This window comes from Arthrobacter sp. FW305-BF8, from assembly GCF_021789315.1.
Taxonomy (GTDB): domain Bacteria; phylum Actinomycetota; class Actinomycetes; order Actinomycetales; family Micrococcaceae; genus Arthrobacter.
In genome coordinates this window covers 2,752,335-2,771,326 of record NZ_CP084561.1, presented here as the reverse complement: position 1 = coordinate 2,771,326, position 18,992 = coordinate 2,752,335, and the positions used below count along the sequence as shown (strand labels likewise).

Genomic DNA, 18,992 nt, shown 5'->3' with positions numbered 1-18,992 from the left:
CGCCGCCGGCCGCGGATCCGTTGGCTGACCCCAGGGGAAATGACCGTGAGCTTGCGACCCTTGTCTCCGCAGGAACGTTCCGACGCACTCAGGAAGGCCGCGGCGGCAAGGGCCGCCAGGGCCTCGGCCAAGGAGCGGCTCAAATCCGGAGAGCTGACCGTGGCGCAGATCCTCGACTCCGGCGGCACGGAGGAGGCCATAGCGCGCATGCGCGTTTCGGAACTCCTCGAGGCCCTGCCGGGGATCGGGAAGGTCCGGGCCGCAGCCATCATGGACAGCCTGGGCATCGCCGCCTCCCGCAGGGTCCGGGGCCTGGGCATCCACCAGCGCCGGGCGCTGGTAGATTTTATGAACGAGAAATAGCTTCATCCGAACAGAGTCATCTGTAGACCGTCCAAAGGAATACGTGAGCAACAAACCCGGACTGACAGTCCTCGCTGGTCCTACGGCTGTTGGCAAAGGCACCGTGTCCACCTATATCCGCGACACTTATCCCGAGGTCTGGCTGTCCGTTTCGGCCACCACCCGGGCTCCGCGGCCCGGTGAGGTCGACGGCGTGCACTACTACTTCAAGTCCAAGGAAGAGTTCGAGTCCCTCGTGGCCGCCGGCGAATTCCTCGAGTGGGCAGTGGTGCACGGACAGAACACCTACGGGACCCTGAAGAGCACCGTCAACCAGGCCATTGCCGAAGGCCGTTCGGTGCTGCTGGAGATCGACCTGCAGGGCGCACGCCAGGTCAAGCAGGCCGTTCCGGATGCCCAGTTCGTGTTCCTGGCACCGCCCAGCTGGGAAGAACTGGTGCGCCGGCTGGTGGGCCGGGGCACCGAATCGGCCGAGGAACAGCAGCGCCGGCTGGAAACCGGTAAAGTAGAACTTGCTGCTGAACCGGAGTTCGACCACACCGTCATCAATGACGACGTCCGCCGGGCAGCGGACGAGCTTGTTTCACTCATGGGGCTGACCCCGCACCCGCGCCAGACGCAGACGCCGTCAGCCCGTTAGAAATTTGGAGAATTCGTGTCCACGAACCTTGAAGGCATCATCAACCCGCCGATCGATTCGCTGCTCGAGGCGGCTGATTCCAAGTACGGCCTGGTGATCTTCGGTGCCAAGCGTGCACGCCAGATCAACGCGTACTACGCCCAGCTGCACGAGGGCCTGTTCGAGTATGTCGGCCCGCTGGTCGACACCAAGCTGAACGAGAAGTCGCTGTCCATCGCCCTGCGCGAGATCAACGAGGGCAAGCTGGTTTCCACACCGATCGAAGCTGCAGAGTAACTTCCGCAGAGTAAACAGACTGCCTGCTGACGGAGTTCACGTGCGCATAGTCCTCGGAGTCGGGGGAGGGATCGCCGCCTACAAGGTGGCATCGCTCCTCCGGCTTTTTACTGAAGCCGGCCATGCCGTCACCGTCATCCCCACCGAAGCTGCCACTCGCTTTGTCGGCGTTGCCACTTGGGAGGCCTTGTCCGGAAACCCGGTGACCAACAGCGTCTTCGACGACGTCGACCAGGTGAAGCACGTCCGGCTGGGCCACGAGGCAGATCTCATCGTGGTTGCGCCGGCCACCGCCGACCTCTTGGCCCGCGCCGCCACCGGCCAAGCCAGTGACCTGCTAACCAACACGCTGCTCATGGCGAGCGGCCCGGTGCTGTTCGCCCCTGCCATGCACACTGAAATGTGGCAGCATGCGGCCACCCAGGCCAACGTCGAAACGCTGCGCAGCCGCGGCGTGACAGTCCTGGAACCCGCCAGCGGGCGGCTGACCGGCAGCGACTCCGGCCCAGGACGGCTGCCCGAGCCTGAAGCCATTTTCGAAGCGGCCATGGCCTTGGCACACGGCCTCCAGACGGAGGCACCGCTGACCCCGGCGGCGGACGTAACCGCAGGCGCTGCCGGAACCGGCGGCGCGCGGCTCCTCCCGCTGGCCGGCCGCACCGTGACCATCAGCGCCGGCGGCACACGGGAGCCCCTCGACCCCGTCCGGTTCCTGGGCAACCGTTCCTCCGGCAAGCAGGGCGTGGCGCTGGCCGCCGCGGCCCGCGACGCCGGAGCCACAGTGCGGCTCGTCGCCGCCCACATGGAGGTGCCCGCCCCGGCCGGTGTCGAACTGATCGCCGTCGAAACTGCCCTGCAGCTCCGCGAGGTCATGCTGGCAGCGGCAGCCGGGTCCGACGTCGTCATCATGGCGGCGGCGGTGGCCGACTTCCGGCCGGCGGAGGTGTCCGGAAGCAAAATCAAGAAGCGGGACGATACCGCCGACCCCGTCATCACGCTGGTCCGCAACCCCGACATCCTGCACGAGCTCGTGGAGGTCCGTGACGCCGCGGGCAGCAGCCAGCTCGTGGTGGGCTTTGCCGCCGAGACCGGCGACGAGCAGGGCGATGTGCTGTCCTACGCCGAGGCGAAGCTGAAGCGCAAGGGCTGCGACCTGCTGGTAGTGAACCACGTGGGCGCTGACAAGGTGTTCGGCCAGGACAACAACTCCGTGGTCATCCTCTCGCGGGCCGGTTCCGAACCCCAGTCGGCGTCAGGCTCCAAGCAGGACGTCGCCGCCATTGTCATTGACCGCGTCGGCTCCGAACTAAGCCGGGTCTTTCCGCGAACGTGATGGGCGTAAGCAACGTCTCCTTAGCACGGGGACACACGCTGCCGCCCCGCCGTTTGCCAACAAGTAAGGTAGTTGAGTGACTTTACCGCTGCACATTCCAGAATCCCACGGGTCCGCACCCGCCGCGCTTCGGCTCTTCACCTCGGAGTCGGTCACCGAAGGGCACCCGGACAAGATCTGCGACCAGATCAGTGATGCGATCCTGGACGCCTTGCTGGACAAGGACCCTGAGTCCCGCGTCGCCGTCGAGACCATGGCCACCACCGGCCTGGTCCACGTGGCCGGCGAAGTGACCACAGACGCGTATGTCGAAATTCCACAGATTGTCCGCGAGACCATCCTGGGCATCGGCTATGACTCCTCGGCCAACGGCTTCGACGGCGCACGCTGCGGCGTTTCCGTGTCCATCGGGCAGCAGTCCAACGACATCGCCGGCGGCGTCTTCAACTCTCTGGAGGCCCGCGAAGGCCGCCAGGAGGACGATTACGACCTGCAGGGCGCCGGTGACCAGGGCCTGATGTTCGGCTACGCCAGCGATGAGACCCCGTCCTACATGCCCACGCCGATCTGGATCGCGCACCGACTGTCGGAGCGCCTCACCGAGGTCCGCAAGAACGGTGAACTTGCCTACCTCCGCCCGGACGGCAAGACCCAGGCCACCATTGGGTACGACGGCGACCGGCCGGTTTCCGTGGAGACCATTGTGATCTCCAGCCAGCACGCCGACGGCTTCAGCCTCGACCAGCTGCGGGCCGACCTCGCGACGCACGTCATTGACCCCGTCCTCGCCCTCGCGGACCTTGACATTTCGCGCACCAACAACATCCTCAACCCCGCTGGCGCCTTCGTAATCGGCGGCCCGGTGGGCGACGCCGGACTCACCGGCCGCAAGATCATCGTGGACACCTACGGCGGCATGGCCCGCCACGGCGGCGGCGCCTTCTCCGGCAAGGACCCGTCCAAGGTGGACCGCTCCGCGGCGTACGCCATGCGCTGGGTTGCCAAGAACGTGGTGGCCGCGGGACTCGCCAAGCGCGCCGAGATCCAGATCGCCTACGCGATCGGCCAGGCCCGCCCGGTGGGAACCTACGTGGAAACGTTCGGGACCGAGACCGTGGACCCGGCGAAGATCAGCGCCGCGATTGCCGAGATTTTCGATCTGCGCCCCCGCGCCATCATCGACGCCCTGGACCTCAAGCGCCCCATCTACGCCAAGACGGCCGCTCACGGCCACTTCGGCCGCGATGATCCGGACTTCACCTGGGAGCGCCTGGACCGCGTGGACGACCTGAAGGCGTACTTCAACGCCTAAGCCGGCCCGTCCGCACCCGTACGGGAGCAATGTCAGACCCGTGTGGTTGGCTGATATTTAACCCAGGACGGAGGTGAGGCGCCATGTCTTCAAACGCCATGTCTTCAAACGCCATGTGTTCTAACGCCATGTCTTCGCACCCCACGCCGGAGCCGCTGCAGCTGTCACTGCTGCAGGGGTTCCCGGTCACGGTCAGGACAGCCGGCGGCCCGCCGCTGGCTGCCGTCCGTCCGGTGGCGCGCGTGCTCATTGAGTCCCCGCTGCCGCACCTGGACCGGCCGTTCGACTACAGCGTTCCCGCCGAACTGGATGATGACGCCCAGCCGGGCGTCCGTGTCCGGGTCAAGTTCAGTGGCCAGGAACTGGGCGGCTACATCCTGGACCGGGTCGAGGAGTCCGACGCCGGCCAGCCCCTCGTCCCGCTGCACAAAGTCGTCTCGCCGGTTGCCGTGCTCACCCCCGCGATGCAGGAACTCACCGGGCGCGTGGCCGCACGCTACGCGGGCACCGTCAGCGACGTGCTCCGCGTGGCCATCCCGCCGCGGGTGGTCAAGGTGGAGAAGGAACTTGCCGGCGCCGAATCGGCCGCTCATTCCGGACCGGCAACACAGCCCGGGGCGGCCCATGACCTGCCCGGCTCCGCGTGGACCAGGTACCGGAACGGCGGCGCCTTCCTCCGCCATCTCGCATCGGGAGGCGCACCCCGGGCCGCCCTTAGTGCGCTGCAGGGTTTCGGCCCGGACGGCTGGCCGCGCCTCATTGCGGACGCTGTGGCGGCGGTCCGGGAATCCGGACGTGGCGCCGTCGTCGTCGTTCCCGACTACCGCGACCTCGACCGGGTCCAGGCTGCCCTCGAGGACATCCTGCCCGCCGATGACGTTGCCCGGCTGACGGCGGACGACGGCCAAACACCCCGGTACCGCAACTACCTCAGGATCCTCAAGGGCACGGCGGGCGTCGCCGTAGGCACCCGCTCGGCTGCCTACGCCCCCGTGCCGAACCTGGGTCTTGTGGTGTGCTGGGATGACGGCGACGACCTGCATGTGGAGCAGCGTTCCCCGTATGCCCACACCCGCGAGGTGCTGCTGCTGCGTGCCGAACAGGAGGGGGCTGCCTGCCTGCTGGCCGGGCACGCGCGCAGCACGGAAGTGCAGCGGCTGGTGGACGCCGGCTGGGCGATGCCCGTCGACGCCGAACGCACGGTACTCCGCCGCACGGTTCCGCGGGTCCTCAACACGGCGGACAGCTTTGAACAGGAGCGGGACCCGCTCGCCCGGCTGGCGAGGCTGCCGGGGGCGGCGTGGCGCACGGCCAAGGACGCACTCGAGCGCGGTCCGGTCCTGGTGCAGGTTGCCCGTGCCGGCTATGCGCCGTCGCTGGCGTGCGAAACCTGCCGGGAACCCGCGCGCTGCCCGTCCTGCCAGGGGCCGCTCGCCATCGCAGGCAGCGCAGCTGTGCCCCAATGCCGCTGGTGTTCGACGCCGGCACCTACCTGGCGCTGCGCGCACTGCCAGGGCACCCGGCTGCGCCGCGGCGCGGCGGGTGTTCTCCGCACGGCGGAGGAACTGGGCAGGGCGTTTCCCGGCAAAGCCGTGGTCACCTCCTCCGGCCAGAACGTCAAAGCCACGGTGCCGGATGCGGGGGCGCTGGTGGTGGCCACCGTGGGCGCCGAGCCCGTCGCGCCGGGCGGATATGCCGCGGCGCTGCTGCTCGACGGCGATTCACTGCTGCGCCGGGAGAACCTCCGCGCGGGCGAAGACGCCGTGCGGCGCTGGTTCAACGCCGCTGCCCTCGTCCGGCCGGCCACCGAGGGCGGGATGGTGGTCATCACCGCGGACGACACCGCCGCGGTCGGAGCATTGCTGCGGTGGGACCCTTCGGGCTATGCCCAGCGGGAGCTGGGCCTGCGCACTGAGCTGCAGCTGCCCCCGGCGGTGAGGGTGGCCGCCGTCACCGGCGGCAGCACCGCCGTCGGGCATTTCACGGCCTCAGCCACAAAGCTGCTGGCCGCCGAGGGCGTCGAGCTGCGTATTGCGGGCCCGGCGCCGCTGCTCCAGACGGCAAGCATCCCGACCCCGAGCATCCAGGCACCGGGCGTTCCGGCGCCGGGCCCGGACAGCGTGGACGTGCGCACTTTGCTGTTCATCCCGTACGCGCAGGCCGCCACCGTGACCAGGGTGCTTCGGGCCGCGAAAGCCGCGGGCGCGGCCAAGCGAACCGAGGACCCGGTGCAGCTGCGGCTCGACGGCGTCGACGTGCTCTGACAGTTCGGGGCTAACAGGTCAGCGCCGGCCGGTTCGGGGCTGACCGGTTCCGGGCTGCCCGATTAGCGCCGGCGGAGTGCTATGACCTCTGCCGCCACGTCCACCAGCTGGCGGGCGGATTCGTCCCAGCTGAACTGCTCTGCCCGCCTCACGGACCGCCGCGAGACGTCCTGCCAGTGCTGCCCGTCGCCGAGGCTGCGGACGGCGGCGGCGAATTCCGTCGCCGACTCCGGATTGACGTAGGTGGCGGTGTCCGCCCCCACCTCGCGGAAGATCGGGATGTCGCTGGCGATCACCGGTGTGCCCAGCGCCATCGCCTCAACCAGGGGCAGGCCGTAGCCCTCGGCCTTGGACAGGGTGACCAGCGCGGTGGTGCGGTTCAAGAGCGCCGTGTATTCGTCGTCGGTGACACCGTTATGGAACACCACGCTGGCTCCGGAGGGGATCTGCGCTTCAAGCTCGGCGCGGCGGTGCGGTGTGACCCGGCTGAGCAGGTGCAGCGTGTAGTCAGGCAGTTCGGCCATCCCGGCGAGCATGGTTTCGACGTTCTTGTAGGGCATGAACGAACCCATGTAGAGCAGCGTCTTCTCCGGCGCCGCCGCCGGATCACGGGGCTGCTGGGCCGGCTGCGGGGCGTTGCTGACGATGCGCACCGGACGGCTGGTCAGGCGGTACTTGGCCATCAGCGCCTCCGTGGTCCTGCTGATGGTGGCGACGACGTCGGCCCGGTTCAGCAGGAGGCGCTGGGGCCAGAACGCCTTGTGGTACAGGCGCCACAGGATCCGGACGGGGGCCGGCAGGAAGCCGGGAGGTGCCGGGTGTTCGTAGTAGATGAGGTCGTGCAGAGTGAGCACCAGGCCGTACTTGCGTCCCCACGTGCCCATCGTCTGCATCGGGCAGACCACCACGTCCGCGCCGAGCCGATTAACCTTCCGGGCCACGAAAAGCTCGGCGGGGGAGAGCGGGCTGCTGATCAGCGTGTACGGAACGTCGGGAAGCAGTGCCAGCTGCCGGAGATCACTGATGAGCATGGACACATCGGCGATCTTTGAGACGGCGGCAATAAGGCTGGAACCGTAGCGGCTGATCCCGTCGTGGTGGTCCGTCCGGGTGAAACGGGCATCGATGACTATCTTCACGCGGGGTGGTCCTTAAGGAAGCGGCGGATGAATCCTGCGGCAGGTTCTGGCGTTTCGTAGTGGATCAGGTGGCCGACGCCCGGGATGACGTCCAGCGTTGCGTCGGGGAGCAGTCCGGCCAGGCGGTGCTGGTCCCGCAGCAGGGCGATTTCGTCCTTCTCGCCGGCGATGAGCAGCACGGGCAGGGTGAGCGCGGGCGCGACTTCGGCCACGTTGCTGCTGACGGACGCCGTGAACGATTCCAGCAGGCTGTCCCGGTTGGCGAACGCACTGAAGTAGGCGTGGTGCTGCCCGTGGATGAACCGGAGCAGGTCCTTGTCCTTCGTTTTTGCCATGGCCATGCTCATCACCCGCACAATGAGCGGGCTGCGGAGCAGGGCCAGGCCAAGAGGGCGGGGGAGGCGCGCGGAGAGGCGGTAGTACAGAACGGCCAGCCGGGTCATGAGGCCCTTGGGGCCTTCGAGCGCTGGCGCCGCGATGGGGTTGACCAGGATCAGCGGGCGGACCGCGTCCGGATGGGCCGCTACGAAATGGGCGGCCACGATGGATCCGAAGGAGTGTCCCAACAGTACGGTCTCCGGCCCGAGTCCGAGGGCCGCCATGAAGTCGCTGATGAACCTTCCGTAGCGCTCCACGCTGTGGGCGCCGTCGGTGAATGCGCCGGAGCTGCCAAACCCGGGGAGGTCCGGCATGATCAGGCGCATCCCGGGCAGCTGGTCGGCAACCCGCAGCAGCCCGTGATGGTCGCCGCGGAAGCCGTGGATGACCAGGATGGTCCGGGTTTCAGCCGTGGGCTTTTCCGGTTCGTAGACCCAGTAGGCAACGTTGCTGCCCGCCAGTTGCACCGTGGATGCACGCGTGCGGGCGGCGAGTCCGCTGCTGACGAAGGATGGTGCGGTAGCGGGCTCGGAGTCGGCTGTTTTCATGTGCTGGGGGAGTCCTAGTTGACGTTGTCGGGGTGGGAACCTGTGCGGTGGCCGCGCTCCAGGGCTTCGATGTCTGCCATGTCCAGCGCCGAGAGCTCGAAGCCGAAGACGTCGAGGTTCTCGCGGATCCTGGCGGCGGAGCTTGCCTTCGGAATGGTGACGTTGCCCAACTGCAGCTGCCAGCGCAGGATAATTTGTGCGGCGCTCACCTTGTGCTCGGCCGCGAGGGCGCCGATGACGGGATCCTCCAGTACCTGGCCGCGGCCCAGCGGGCTCCACGCCTCGGTGAGGATTCCCAGCCCGCGGTGCTTTTCCCGGAGCTCGGCCTGCTGCAGCCACGGATGCAGCTCGACCTGGTTGACGGCCGGCACCACCTCGGCTGTTTCCAGCAGCTGGTCCAGGTGCTGGGGCTGGAAGTTGGACACGCCGATGGCCCGGACTTTGCCCTCGCGGTACAGCGTCTCCATGGCCCGGTAAGTTTCCTGGAAAAGTCCCCGTTTCGCGCACGGCCAGTGGATCAGGTACATGTCCACATATTCCAGCCCGAGGTTGATCATGGACCTGTCGAAGGCCCGCAGCGTCGCGTCGTAGCCGTGGTCGTCGTTCCACACCTTGGTGGTGATGAAGAGGTCCTCGCGCGAGGTGCCGCCGGCCTCTCCGGAACCGCCGGTGGTTGCTTCCGCGGCGAACACCTCGACCAGGCCGCGGGCCACCCCGGATTCATTCCCGTACATGGCCGCTGTATCGAAATGCCGGTACCCGGCTTCCAGGGCTGTGGCCACCAGGTTGGCGGTGTCTTTCGCCGGAACCTTGTATAGCCCGAAACCCAACTGGTCGATCAGCACGCCGTTGTTCAGGCTTAGCCGGGGTGAGGTAGTCATGATTACGACTCTACCGATACCGCGGCGCGCCGCGTGTGACCGGCAGGCGCAGTTTCAGTCCCGGCTCAGGCCCGGCCCGAAGAAGTTCGTCAGCCCCAGCAGAGGCAGAACGGGTGGCCGGCAGGGTCCGCATAGACCTGGAAGCCCTCGGCGGAGGTGATGTCCTCGGCGGGCTTCAGCAGGCGTGCACCGAGGGACAGGGCCTCGTCGTGGGCGGATGCGACGTCCTCAACATACAGGTCCAAGTGGATCTGCTGTGGGTTCCCGTCGGGCCATTCCGGCGGCACGTGGTTGGGTGCGAGTTGAAAGCCCAGACGCGGTTTTCCGTCGACACTGACGGTGTGCCAGTCATCCTCTGCGTCCACGGTGCCGCCCAGGAGGCCGGCCCAAAAGGCGCTCTCGGCAGGAAGGTCGGCGGCGTCGAACACAACGATCTCTCTGGTGATTTTCATGCCGCCATCCTTGCACGGACCCCATGATATTCCGAGAGCTTCACACCAGTTTTAGGCGGGTGGTCCCGGCTGGCAGGGCGTCTCTCAGTTCCCATTTTTAAAGCTGACCAGCCGCCGGGCCGAGGCCTCATCGAGGATCAGATCCGTGGCCAGCCCGGCCACCAGTGCCCCCCGGAGCCCATTGATCTTGGACGCGCCGGACACCACGCAGATCCGCCGGCGCACCTGGCGGAGCTGGTCCAGCGAAGGTCCGGTGGAGCGTTCATTCAGCGTGATGCCGTCAGAGGAGCCGTCGCCGCGGAAAAAGACCGTAGCCACGTCACCGACGACGTCGGACTTCGCCAGGGTGACCAGGTCGTCCTCGTCGAGGTAGCCGCCGGCGTACACATGGCTGGGGTAGTCGGCGTCCACCGAACCCACGCCAAAGATCGCAATGCTCATGCGGGACTGCAGGTCGAGGATTCGCTGCACGCTCCGCTCATTCCACATCGCGGTCTTCGTGGCGGCATGGTCGAAGAAGGCCGGCACGGGAAACTGTTCAACCCGGGCGCCGTAGGCGCTGCCGAAGCGCCGCATGATGTCGCTGGCGTAGGTGATGCCGGTGGTCTGCATGTTGCCCGCGCCGTTCAGCTGCACCACCACGCTGTCGTGGGTGATTTTGCGCGTCAGATGCCGGCTCACCGCGCTGAGGGTGGAGCCCCACGCCACCCCGATGATGGCGTTGGAGTCCACAAGCGGTCCGATGGTTCGCGCGGCCTGCATGGCCACGCGGTCCAGCGTCTCCGCTTCGTTCAGGGTGTCCAGGACGGGCACCACGTGCACGTCCACCTTGTACTGCGCCCGGATCAGCCGCTCCAGTTCCGGCCCTGTGTCCAGGGGGCTGCGGATCTGGATCTGTACCAGGCCGGTCTCCCGCGCCGTCGAGAGCAGCCGGGAAACCGTGGAGCGGGAGGTCCGCAATTCCCGGGCGATGGCGTCCATGGTGAGGTCCTGCATGTAGTACAGCTGGGCGGCGCGCAGCGCTTCGGAATGTCGGGGACGGGGCATGCATGGTTCCGTTCTGCACGTTTGTGCATAGTGCTTGACGTTATTTTCCAATAATTCAAACAATAGTGGTGAACGGCCCCGCACCATCCGGTGCGCGGCCTGCAACAAGCGCTATTTCGAACCAAACCCAAAGGAGCAGATTTGGGACTCAAGGATCCATCCGGCCATACCAACAGCGCTGCCGCACCAGCTGCGGAGCGCGAGTCCGTCTCCCGATTGCACCGGCGGCCCAACGCTCGGGTCCTGATCATCGGCGGCGGAATCAACGGCGTCGGAACATTCCGGGACCTCGCCCTGCAGGGCGTCGACGTGGCACTCGTGGAACGCGGCGATTACTGCCAGGGCGCCAGCGGCGCCTCGTCGCACATGATTCACGGCGGCATCCGTTACCTGGAAAACGGCGAATTCCGGCTGGTCCGGGAATCCGTGGTTGAGCGCAACAGGCTCCTGCGGATCGCGCCCCACTACGTCAAGCCGCTGCAGACCACGATCCCGATTTTCAGCACATTCTCTGGTGTGCTTGCCGCGCCCCTGCGGTTCCTGACCCATAAGCAGCAGGGCAAGCCCAAGGAGCGCGGCGCGTTCCTGATCAAGCTGGGACTCAGCCTCTACGACTCCTTCTCCCGCGACGGCGGCAGCGTCCCGCGCCACCAGTTCCGCACCCGGCAAAAGGCGCTGGCCGAACTCCCGATGCTGCACCCCGGCGTCAAGTACACAGCCACCTACTTCGACGCGTCGGTGCACAACCCCGAGCGCCTCACCCTGGACGTCCTGCAGGACGGCGAGAAGGCGGGCGGCCGGGCCAGCAACTACCTGTCCCTGGTGTCCATCAGCTCTAACGCAGACGGTTCCAGCACGGCGGCTCTCCGTGACGAGCTGACCGGTGAGGAGTTCGCCTTCACCGCAGAAATCATCGTCAACACCACCGGCGCGTGGGTGGACCTCACCAACCAGGCCATGGGTACGCCCACCACGTTCATGGGCGGGACCAAGGGCTCGCACATCGTCCTTGACCACCCCGGCCTGCTCGCAGCCTGCGGCGGACGCGAGATCTTCTTCGAACACACCGACGGCCGGATAGTCCTGATCTATCCCATGGGTGACCGCGTGCTGGTGGGCACCACCGACGTCGACGCCGACATGTCGGAAGACGCCGTCTGTTCAGACGAGGAGATTGACTACTTCTTCGATCTCATTGGCCACGTCTTCCCTGACATCGCCGTGGACCGGGGACAGATCGTCTACACGTTCTCGGGCGTGCGTCCGTTGCCGCGGCACGACGCCACCCAGCCCGGGTTCGTGTCGCGGGACTACCGCATCGAACGGCATATTTCGGAAACAGGCGGCCCGGAAGCGGGGCACGAGGAGGGCGGCGCCGCCGTGCTTAGCCTGGTGGGCGGCAAATGGACCACCTTCCGCGCCCTGGCCGAACACCTCGCCGACGACGTCCTCGCAGAACTGGGAACGGAACGGAAGATTTCGACGGCGAAGCTCGCCATCGGCGGCGGCGCAGGGTTCCCCGACAGCGAAGCCGGGATCCAGAAGTGGATCAAGGCCCACATGACTGCCGCGCACGACGCCGACCGGACGGCCGGTCTCCTCACCAGGTACGGCACCCGCGCCGGTGAAGTCATCAGCTATCTCGACGCCGGCCACGACCGCCTGCTGCGCTCCACCCGGGAGCTGAGCGTCCGGGAACTGCAGTTCATGGCCGCTCACGAACAGATCGGCCACCTCGTGGACGTGCTGATCCGCCGCACTTCGCTCGCTTTCCGCGGCCTGGTTACCGGGGAGCTGCTCAACGAAGTGGCCGAGGCCTTGGCCGAGCCGCTCGGCTGGGATACGGCAAGGGTTGCCGCGGAGATCATCCACGCGCAGGCGGTGCTGAAGCGATACCACGGCGTCGAGGTCCACAGCCTCGTCGCTTAGCGGGAAACCGTCCTTCAAACACGCGAAGGACTGACAACAGAAAATAGAGGAGTCAAAGATGTCTCTTGGATTGGTTTTTCTTTCCGAAGTTTTCGGAACCGCCATGCTGACCCTGCTGGGTTGTGGTGTGGTGGCCAACGTTGCGCTCAAAGGCACGAAGGGCAACAACGGAGGATTCCTGATGGTCACGTGGGGGTGGGGAATTGCCGTCTTCGCCGGCGTGTACGTCGCCGCCCGATCGGGATCGCACCTGAACCCGGCCGTCACGCTGGGCCTTCTTGTCAACGGCAAACCGGAGTATGCGGCGGGCGTTCCAGTGGACTTTGCCTCCACGCTCACTTACTTCGGCGGAGAGCTTACCGGCGCATTCCTTGGCGCCGTGGTCACCTGGCTGGCGCATAAGCAGCATTTCGATGCCGAACCCGAGCCCGCGAACAAGCTCGGCGTCTTCTCCACCGGCCCGGCGATCCGCTCCACCCCCTGGAATCTGATCACGGAAATCATCGGCACCTTTGTGCTGGTCTTCGTGATCCTGACCTTTGGTGGAACGCCGTCCGGTCTTGGCCCGCTGGCGGTGGCCCTGCTCGTCGTCGGCATCGGTGTGTCCCTGGGCGGGCCCACCGGCTACGCCATCAACCCTGCCCGCGACCTCGGACCGCGCATCGCGCACGCCGTCCTTCCCATCAAGGGCAAGGGGTCCAGCGACTGGAGCTACTCGTGGATCCCGGTGGTCGGCCCGCTGATCGGCGGCACGCTGGCCGGCCTGGTGGGGCTGCTTCCCATCGTATTCACGGCAGCCACCTGAGCCCCGGCATCTGCGTTCGAAGACTTTCAAAACCAAGTCCATAACCACATCAGTTAACACACAAGCACAACGACAAGGACGTCATCATGAGCCAATACGTAATCGCCGTCGACCAGGGCACTACCAGCACCCGCGCCATCGTCTTCGACCAGAGCGGCAACATCGTGTCCTCGGGCCAGATGGAACACCAACAGATCTTCCCGCAGGCCGGCTGGGTGGAACACAATCCCACGGAGATCTGGGACAACACCCGCGAGGTCATCGGCTCTGCCCTGTCCAAGGCGAACCTGACGCGGCACGACATTGCCGCCGTCGGCATCACCAACCAGCGCGAAACAGCGGTGGTCTGGGACAAGACCACCGGCAAGCCGATCTATAACGCGATCGTGTGGCAGGACACCCGGACCCAGCCCATCGTGGATGAACTGGCGCGGGACGGGGGAGCGGACCGGTTCAAGCAGAAGGTCGGGCTGCCGCTGGCAACGTATTTCTCCGGGACCAAGATCAAGTGGATCCTGGACAACGTCGACGGCGCCAGGGAGAAGGCCGAGGCCGGGGACCTGGTGTTCGGCAACACCGACTGCTGGGTGCTGTGGAACCTCACGGGCGGCGTGGACGGCGGAGTGCACGTCACTGATGTCACCAACGCTTCCAGGACCATGTTCATGGACCTCGACACGCTGCAGTGGGACGAGGAGATCCTGCGCATTTTCGGTGTTCCGGCGTCCATGATGCCCGCCATCAAATCCTCCTCCGAGGTGTACGGCACGGTGCACACCTCGCAGCTGCTGCGGGAAGTCCCGGTGGCGGGCATCCTCGGAGACCAGCAGGCGGCCACCTTCGGCCAGGCGGCCTTCGAGACCGGTGAGGCGAAGAACACCTACGGCACCGGGTGCTTCCTGATCTTCAACACCGGGGAGGAGATCGTCCACTCGAAGAACGGGCTGCTGACCACGGTCGGCTACAAGCTGGGCGACGCCGCCCCGCACTACGCGCTGGAAGGGTCAATCGCTGTCACCGGTTCGCTCATCCAGTGGCTGCGCGACAACCTCAACATGATCAGCAGCGCCCCCGAGGTCGAGTCCCTCGCCGCTTCGGTGAAGGACAACGGTGGCGTGTACATTGTGCCGGCGTTCTCCGGACTCTTCGCGCCCTACTGGCGCTCGGATGCGCGCGGCGCCATCGTGGGCCTGACCCGGTTCGTCAACAAGAGCCACATTGCCCGGGCCGCGCTTGAGGCCACCGCCTTCCAGACCCGCGAGGTTCTGGATGCGGTCAACGCCGACTCGGGCGTTCCGCTCACCGAACTGAAGGTCGACGGCGGCATGGTCGCCAACGATGCCCTCATGCAGTTCCAGGCGGACATCCTCGGCGTTCCGGTTATCCGCCCGAAGGTGGTGGAAACGACGGCGCTTGGCGCGGCCTACGCGGCGGGCCTCGCCGTCGGCTTCTGGAAGGACCTCGGCGAGCTGTCCGCGAACTGGTCCGAGGACAAGCGCTGGGAGCCGAACCTGGACACGGAGGAGCGGGAACGCCAGCTGCGCCTCTGGAAGAAGGCCGTCACCAAGTCCATGGACTGGGTCGACGAGGACGTTCGGTAGCTTTCGCGTTCCGCTTCAGAGAGGAGGTCGCACCCGCCCGCCCGCTTCGCGGTGCCCACCACACCATGGCGGGGTGCGGCCTCCCCTCTTCCGCTGGGTCGGGCTACTCAGCCCCTCGTTGGGACTGGTAACGAGGGCGGGAAGGGGGTAGGGGTGCGCTAAACTGGCATCATGCGTGCGATCCTTCTGCTTAGCTAGCCGCTTGGTATCCCGAACAAATACGGATTATCGAGCGGCCGCCCCTCCATGTCGAGGGGCTTTTGTGTGTCCGGGGAGACCTTCCCGGCGGGCGGCGGGGATCAGACCGTTGTGACAGGACAGAGGTCATGACAGAACAGAAGAGGGCAGCAGTGAGCGTTCAGCCGGAGACCGAAACCGGAACAGCAGCAGGTGGAGCCGAGACACCCGAAGAGGGCGCGTACAGCTTCGCGGCAATGGAGGCCCGGTGGCCGCAGGTGTGGGAAGACCTGAAGGTCTTCACCCCCGCCGACGACGGTTCCAAGGAGCGCCGCTACGTCCTGGACATGTTCCCCTACCCGTCCGGCGATCTTCACATGGGCCACGCCGAAGCGTTCGCCATGGGTGACGTGGTGGCGCGGTACCTGCGCCAGCAGGGATACGACGTGCTGCACCCGATCGGCTGGGACTCGTTCGGGCTGCCCGCGGAAAACGCGGCGATCAAGCGCAACGCCCACCCGAGCGAGTGGACCTACGCCAACATCGAGACCCAAGCCGCATCCTTTAAGCGCTACGCCATCTCCGCCGACTGGTCCCGCCGCGTGCATACGTCGGATCCGGAGTACTACCGCTGGACGCAGTGGCTGTTCAAGCGCTTCTACGAACGCGGCCTGGCCTACCGCAAGGACCACCCGGTCAACTGGTGCCCTAAGGACCAGACGGTGCTGGCCAACGAACAGGTTGTTAACGGCGCCTGCGAACGCTGCGGTACCGCGGTGACCAAGAAGTCGCTGAACCAGTGGTACTTCAAGATCACCGAGTACGCCGACCGGCTGCTGGAGGACATGGAGCAGCTCCGCGGCCACTGGCCCGAGCGCGTGCTGGCCATGCAGAAGAACTGGATCGGCCGCTCCGAGGGCGCCCACGTCAACTTCGTCATCGAAGCCGACGGCAGCAAGCCCGCCAAGGACGTCACCGTCTTCACCACGCGCCCGGACACGCTGTACGGCGCCACGTTCTTCGTCGTCGCCGCCGACGCGCCGCTGGCCCTGGAACTGGTCACCGAGGAGCACGCCGCCGCCCTGGACGCCTACCTGGACAAGGTCAAGGCGCTGTCGGAGATCGAACGCCAGTCCACCGAGCGCGAAAAGACCGGCGTCTTCACCGGCCGGTACGCGGTGAACCCGCTCAACGGCGAGAAGCTGCCCGTCTGGGCTGCCGACTACGTCCTGGCCGATTACGGCACGGGCGCCATCATGGCCGTCCCCGCACACGACCAGCGCGACCTCGACTTCGCCAAGGAGTTCGGCCTCCCTGTGCGCGCGGTCCTGGACACCGGCGAGGAGGACCCGGCCGTATCCGGCACGGCGACGGCCGGTGAGGGCACGCTCATCAACTCGGGTTCGCTGAACGGCCTGCCCAAGGCCGAGGCCATCCCGGAAGCCATTCGGATCCTCGAAGGGCAGGGCACGGGCGAAAAGTTCGTCAACTTCCGCCTGCGCGACTGGCTGCTGAGCCGCCAGCGCTTCTGGGGCACTCCCATCCCGATCATCCACTGCCCAGCCTGTGGCGAGGTTCCGGTTCCGGACGAGCAGCTGCCCGTCGAACTGCCGGCAGACCTGCGCGGCGAGGACCTGGCGCCGAAGGGCACCTCGCCGCTGGCCGCCGCCGAAGCCTGGGTCAACGTCGAATGCCCGACCTGCCACGGACCGGCGCGCCGGGACACGGACACCATGGACACCTTCGTGGATTCGTCCTGGTACTTCCTGCGCTTTGTCTCGCCCCACTACACCGAAGGCCCGTTCGATCCCGAAAAGATCAACGACTGGATGCCGGTGGGACAGTACGTGGGTGGTGTGGAGCATGCCATCCTGCACCTGCTGTATGCCCGGTTCTTCACCAAAGTCATCAATGACCTGGGCCTGATCGAGGCGAACGAACCGTTCAGCGCGCTGCTTAACCAGGGCCAGGTGCTGAACGGCGGCAAGGCCATGAGCAAGTCGCTGGGCAACGGTGTTGACCTGGGTGAACAGCTGGACAAGTTCGGCGTCGACGCCGTCCGGCTCACCATGATTTTCGCTTCCCCGCCCGAGGACGACGTCGACTGGGCGGACGTTTCGCCGTCGGGTTCCGCGAAGTTCCTGGCCCGTGCCTGGCGGCTCGGCCAGGATGTGTCCAGCCAACCCGGTGTTGACTTCAGCACCGGCGACCGCGCGCTGCGCTCGGTCACCCACAGGACCATCGCGGACGCGGCGGAGCTGCTGGACAACAACAAGTTCAACGTCGTCGTGGCCAAGCTGATGGAGCTGGTCAACGCCACCCGCAAGACCATCGACTCGGGTGCCGGCGGTGCCGATCCGGCCGTTCGTGAAGCCGCCGAGGCGGTGGCCGTCATCCTCAGCCTCTTCGCGCCTTACACGGCGGAGGACCTGTGGAACGTCCTAGGACACCCGGCGTCGGTGGCCAACGCCGGCTGGCCTTCCCACGACGAGGCCCTGCTGGTGCAGGAGACCATCACCGCGGTGGTCCAGGTCCAGGGCAAGGTCAGGGACCGGCTCGAGGTGTCACCGGCCATCTCCGAGGATGACCTGCGCGAGCTTGCGCTGGCCTCCGAGAACGTCCAGCGTGCGCTCGATGGCCGCGGCATCCGGACCGTGATCGTGCGGGCACCTAAACTGGTGAACATCGTCCCGGCCTAGCAGCGTTATTTGAGTAGCCCGGGAGCGACTGACCGGGCTCCGGCCGCCGGCATTGCCGGCGGCCGGAAACAACTGCAGGAGGGTGTGCCGTGATAGACCGCGAGCCGGCAGCCTGGCTGTGGTTAAAGGAGCATCTGGTCCGTCTCCGTCAGGCCACCAGGCCGGGCCATATCCCGCTCACGGGCGAGCCCGCCGTCGTCGTCCGTACCGCAGTGGTGACGGATTCCGCTGCCGCGCTGCCCGCCGACTGGGTGCGGGCCTTCTCCATCAACGGCCGGTTGGCCGTCATTCCAATGCCCGTCATGGTGGGCGAGGAGATCTATGGCGAGGGCGAGGACGACATCACCGGGACCATCGCCGTGGCCATGGCCGCCGCGACGCCGGTCAAGACCTCCCGCCCGTCGCCCGGACAATTTGAGCAGGCTTATCTGGCCGCCGAACGGCTGGGCTTCGAGTCCGTCGTCTCCATCCACATCTCCGGTGGCCTCTCCGGCACCGCTGATGCCGCCCGTCTCGCGGCGGGCAGGGTCAGGATCCCTGTTGAGGTGCTGGACTCCCGCACGGTCGGAATGGCGCAGGGACTGGCCGTGCAGAGTGCCGTGGTGGCGGCCGCGGACGGCCGCGGTGCCGGCGAGGTGCGCCGCCTCGCTGAGGAGCGTGCGGCAAGGACCAAGGTCTACTTCTATGTGCCCAGCCTGGAGCAGCTGCGGCGAGGCGGACGCATCGGCGCAGCAGCTTCGCTGGTCGGAGCCATGCTGTCCATCAAGCCGATTCTCGCGGTCGACGCCGGCAAGATCGTTCCGCTGGAAAAAGTCCGGTCCGCGGCGAGAGCCATTGCCCGGCTTGAGGAGATCGTGGTGGCGGAGGCCTTGGGCCGGCCGCTGGGGGAGGCCCGGCTGGCCATCCACCATTTCGGCAACCGGCCCGAGGCCGAGCTGCTTGCGGCCCGGCTCGCGGCAAAGCTCCCGGTCATTCCGCCTGCCCAGATCAGCTCACTGCCTGCCGTGCTGGCGGCCCACGCCGGGCTCGGTGTCCTTGCAGTGATCGTGGGGGAGAGCAGCTCTTCCGTTGCCGGTTGCCTCGCTCCCAGTGCAAAGGCGGCCGGCACCAGCGGTACCGAGGCCGCCACTTAGGCCTCGCAGGCAGCA

Annotated in this window: 16 protein-coding genes; 11 read left to right on the top strand and 5 right to left on the bottom strand. The window is 66.8% G+C overall.

The features are described from left to right. Positions 1–39 precede the first annotated feature (39 nt). The 6 genes from mihF to LFT45_RS12295 all read left to right on the top strand — a co-directional run bounded on the left by mihF (position 40) and on the right by LFT45_RS12295 (position 6,188). Complete coding sequence (mihF, locus tag LFT45_RS12320) at positions 40–363, top strand: integration host factor, actinobacterial type (protein WP_043418338.1); 324 nt, start codon at positions 40–42, stop codon at positions 361–363. Between the two features lie 43 nt (positions 364–406). Further along, the gene (gene gmk / locus LFT45_RS12315; RefSeq protein ID WP_236803464.1) at positions 407–1,003 is read left to right on the top strand and encodes a guanylate kinase; all 597 of its coding nucleotides are present in this window, start codon (positions 407–409) and stop codon (positions 1,001–1,003) included. A gap of 15 nt (positions 1,004–1,018) precedes the next feature. Further along, the gene (gene rpoZ, locus LFT45_RS12310; RefSeq protein WP_003800778.1) at positions 1,019–1,279 is read left to right on the top strand and encodes a DNA-directed RNA polymerase subunit omega; all 261 of its coding nucleotides are present in this window, start codon (positions 1,019–1,021) and stop codon (positions 1,277–1,279) included. 40 nt (positions 1,280–1,319) lie between these two features. Further along, positions 1,320–2,612 carry a bifunctional phosphopantothenoylcysteine decarboxylase/phosphopantothenate synthase gene (locus tag LFT45_RS12305; protein ID WP_236803463.1) on the top strand — a complete coding sequence of 431 codons (1,293 nt, stop codon included), beginning with the start codon at positions 1,320–1,322 and terminating at the stop codon, positions 2,610–2,612. 76 nt (positions 2,613–2,688) lie between these two features. After that, positions 2,689–3,924, top strand: coding sequence for a methionine adenosyltransferase (gene metK / locus LFT45_RS12300; RefSeq protein ID WP_236803462.1), 1,236 nt, complete (start codon positions 2,689–2,691; stop codon positions 3,922–3,924). 128 nt (positions 3,925–4,052) lie between these two features. Further along, positions 4,053–6,188, top strand: coding sequence for a primosomal protein N' (locus LFT45_RS12295; protein ID WP_236809328.1), 2,136 nt, complete (start codon positions 4,053–4,055; stop codon positions 6,186–6,188). Positions 6,189–6,250: 62 nt separating this feature from the next. On the opposite strand, the gene LFT45_RS12290 is transcribed toward LFT45_RS12295, so the two are convergent. The 5 genes from LFT45_RS12290 to LFT45_RS12270 all read right to left on the bottom strand — a co-directional run bounded on the left by LFT45_RS12290 (position 6,251) and on the right by LFT45_RS12270 (position 10,633). Beyond that, entirely contained in the window at positions 6,251–7,327 is a 1,077-nt protein-coding gene (locus LFT45_RS12290; protein ID WP_236803461.1) for a glycosyltransferase family 4 protein, read from the bottom strand. Continuing rightward, positions 7,324–8,253 (bottom strand): alpha/beta fold hydrolase, encoded by a 930-nt coding sequence (locus LFT45_RS12285; protein WP_236803460.1) that lies wholly within the window; start codon positions 8,251–8,253, stop codon positions 7,324–7,326. The genes LFT45_RS12290 and LFT45_RS12285 overlap by 4 nt, the downstream gene beginning before the upstream one ends. 14 nt (positions 8,254–8,267) lie before the next feature. Continuing rightward, positions 8,268–9,134 carry an aldo/keto reductase gene (locus LFT45_RS12280; protein ID WP_236803459.1) on the bottom strand — a complete coding sequence of 289 codons (867 nt, stop codon included), beginning with the start codon at positions 9,132–9,134 and terminating at the stop codon, positions 8,268–8,270. Between the two features lie 89 nt (positions 9,135–9,223). Beyond that, entirely contained in the window at positions 9,224–9,586 is a 363-nt protein-coding gene (locus tag LFT45_RS12275) for a VOC family protein (protein WP_236803458.1), read from the bottom strand. An 84-nt stretch (positions 9,587–9,670) separates the two neighbouring features. After that, positions 9,671–10,633, bottom strand: a complete 963-nt coding sequence (locus LFT45_RS12270; protein ID WP_236803457.1) for a sugar-binding transcriptional regulator — start codon at positions 10,631–10,633, stop codon at positions 9,671–9,673. A gap of 141 nt (positions 10,634–10,774) precedes the next feature. Between LFT45_RS12270 and LFT45_RS12265 the strand changes: the two genes are divergently transcribed. The 5 genes from LFT45_RS12265 (at position 10,775) to LFT45_RS12245 (ending at position 18,977) form a co-directional block, all read left to right on the top strand. Then, complete coding sequence (locus tag LFT45_RS12265; RefSeq protein WP_236803456.1) at positions 10,775–12,562, top strand: glycerol-3-phosphate dehydrogenase/oxidase; 1,788 nt, start codon at positions 10,775–10,777, stop codon at positions 12,560–12,562. A gap of 58 nt (positions 12,563–12,620) precedes the next feature. After that, positions 12,621–13,367, top strand: a complete 747-nt coding sequence (locus tag LFT45_RS12260) for an MIP/aquaporin family protein (RefSeq protein WP_236803455.1) — start codon at positions 12,621–12,623, stop codon at positions 13,365–13,367. Positions 13,368–13,453: 86 nt separating this feature from the next. Further along, a complete protein-coding gene (gene glpK / locus LFT45_RS12255; protein WP_236803454.1) occupies positions 13,454–14,968 on the top strand; it encodes a glycerol kinase GlpK in 1,515 nt (504 codons plus the stop codon). A gap of 350 nt (positions 14,969–15,318) precedes the next feature. Further along, complete coding sequence (gene leuS / locus LFT45_RS12250) at positions 15,319–17,844, top strand: leucine--tRNA ligase (RefSeq protein WP_236809327.1); 2,526 nt, start codon at positions 15,319–15,321, stop codon at positions 17,842–17,844. A gap of 89 nt (positions 17,845–17,933) precedes the next feature. Then, positions 17,934–18,977: a DegV family protein gene (locus LFT45_RS12245; protein ID WP_236803453.1), complete on the top strand. Its 1,044-nt coding sequence runs from the start codon at positions 17,934–17,936 to the stop codon at positions 18,975–18,977. Positions 18,978–18,992: the final 15 nt, after the last annotated feature.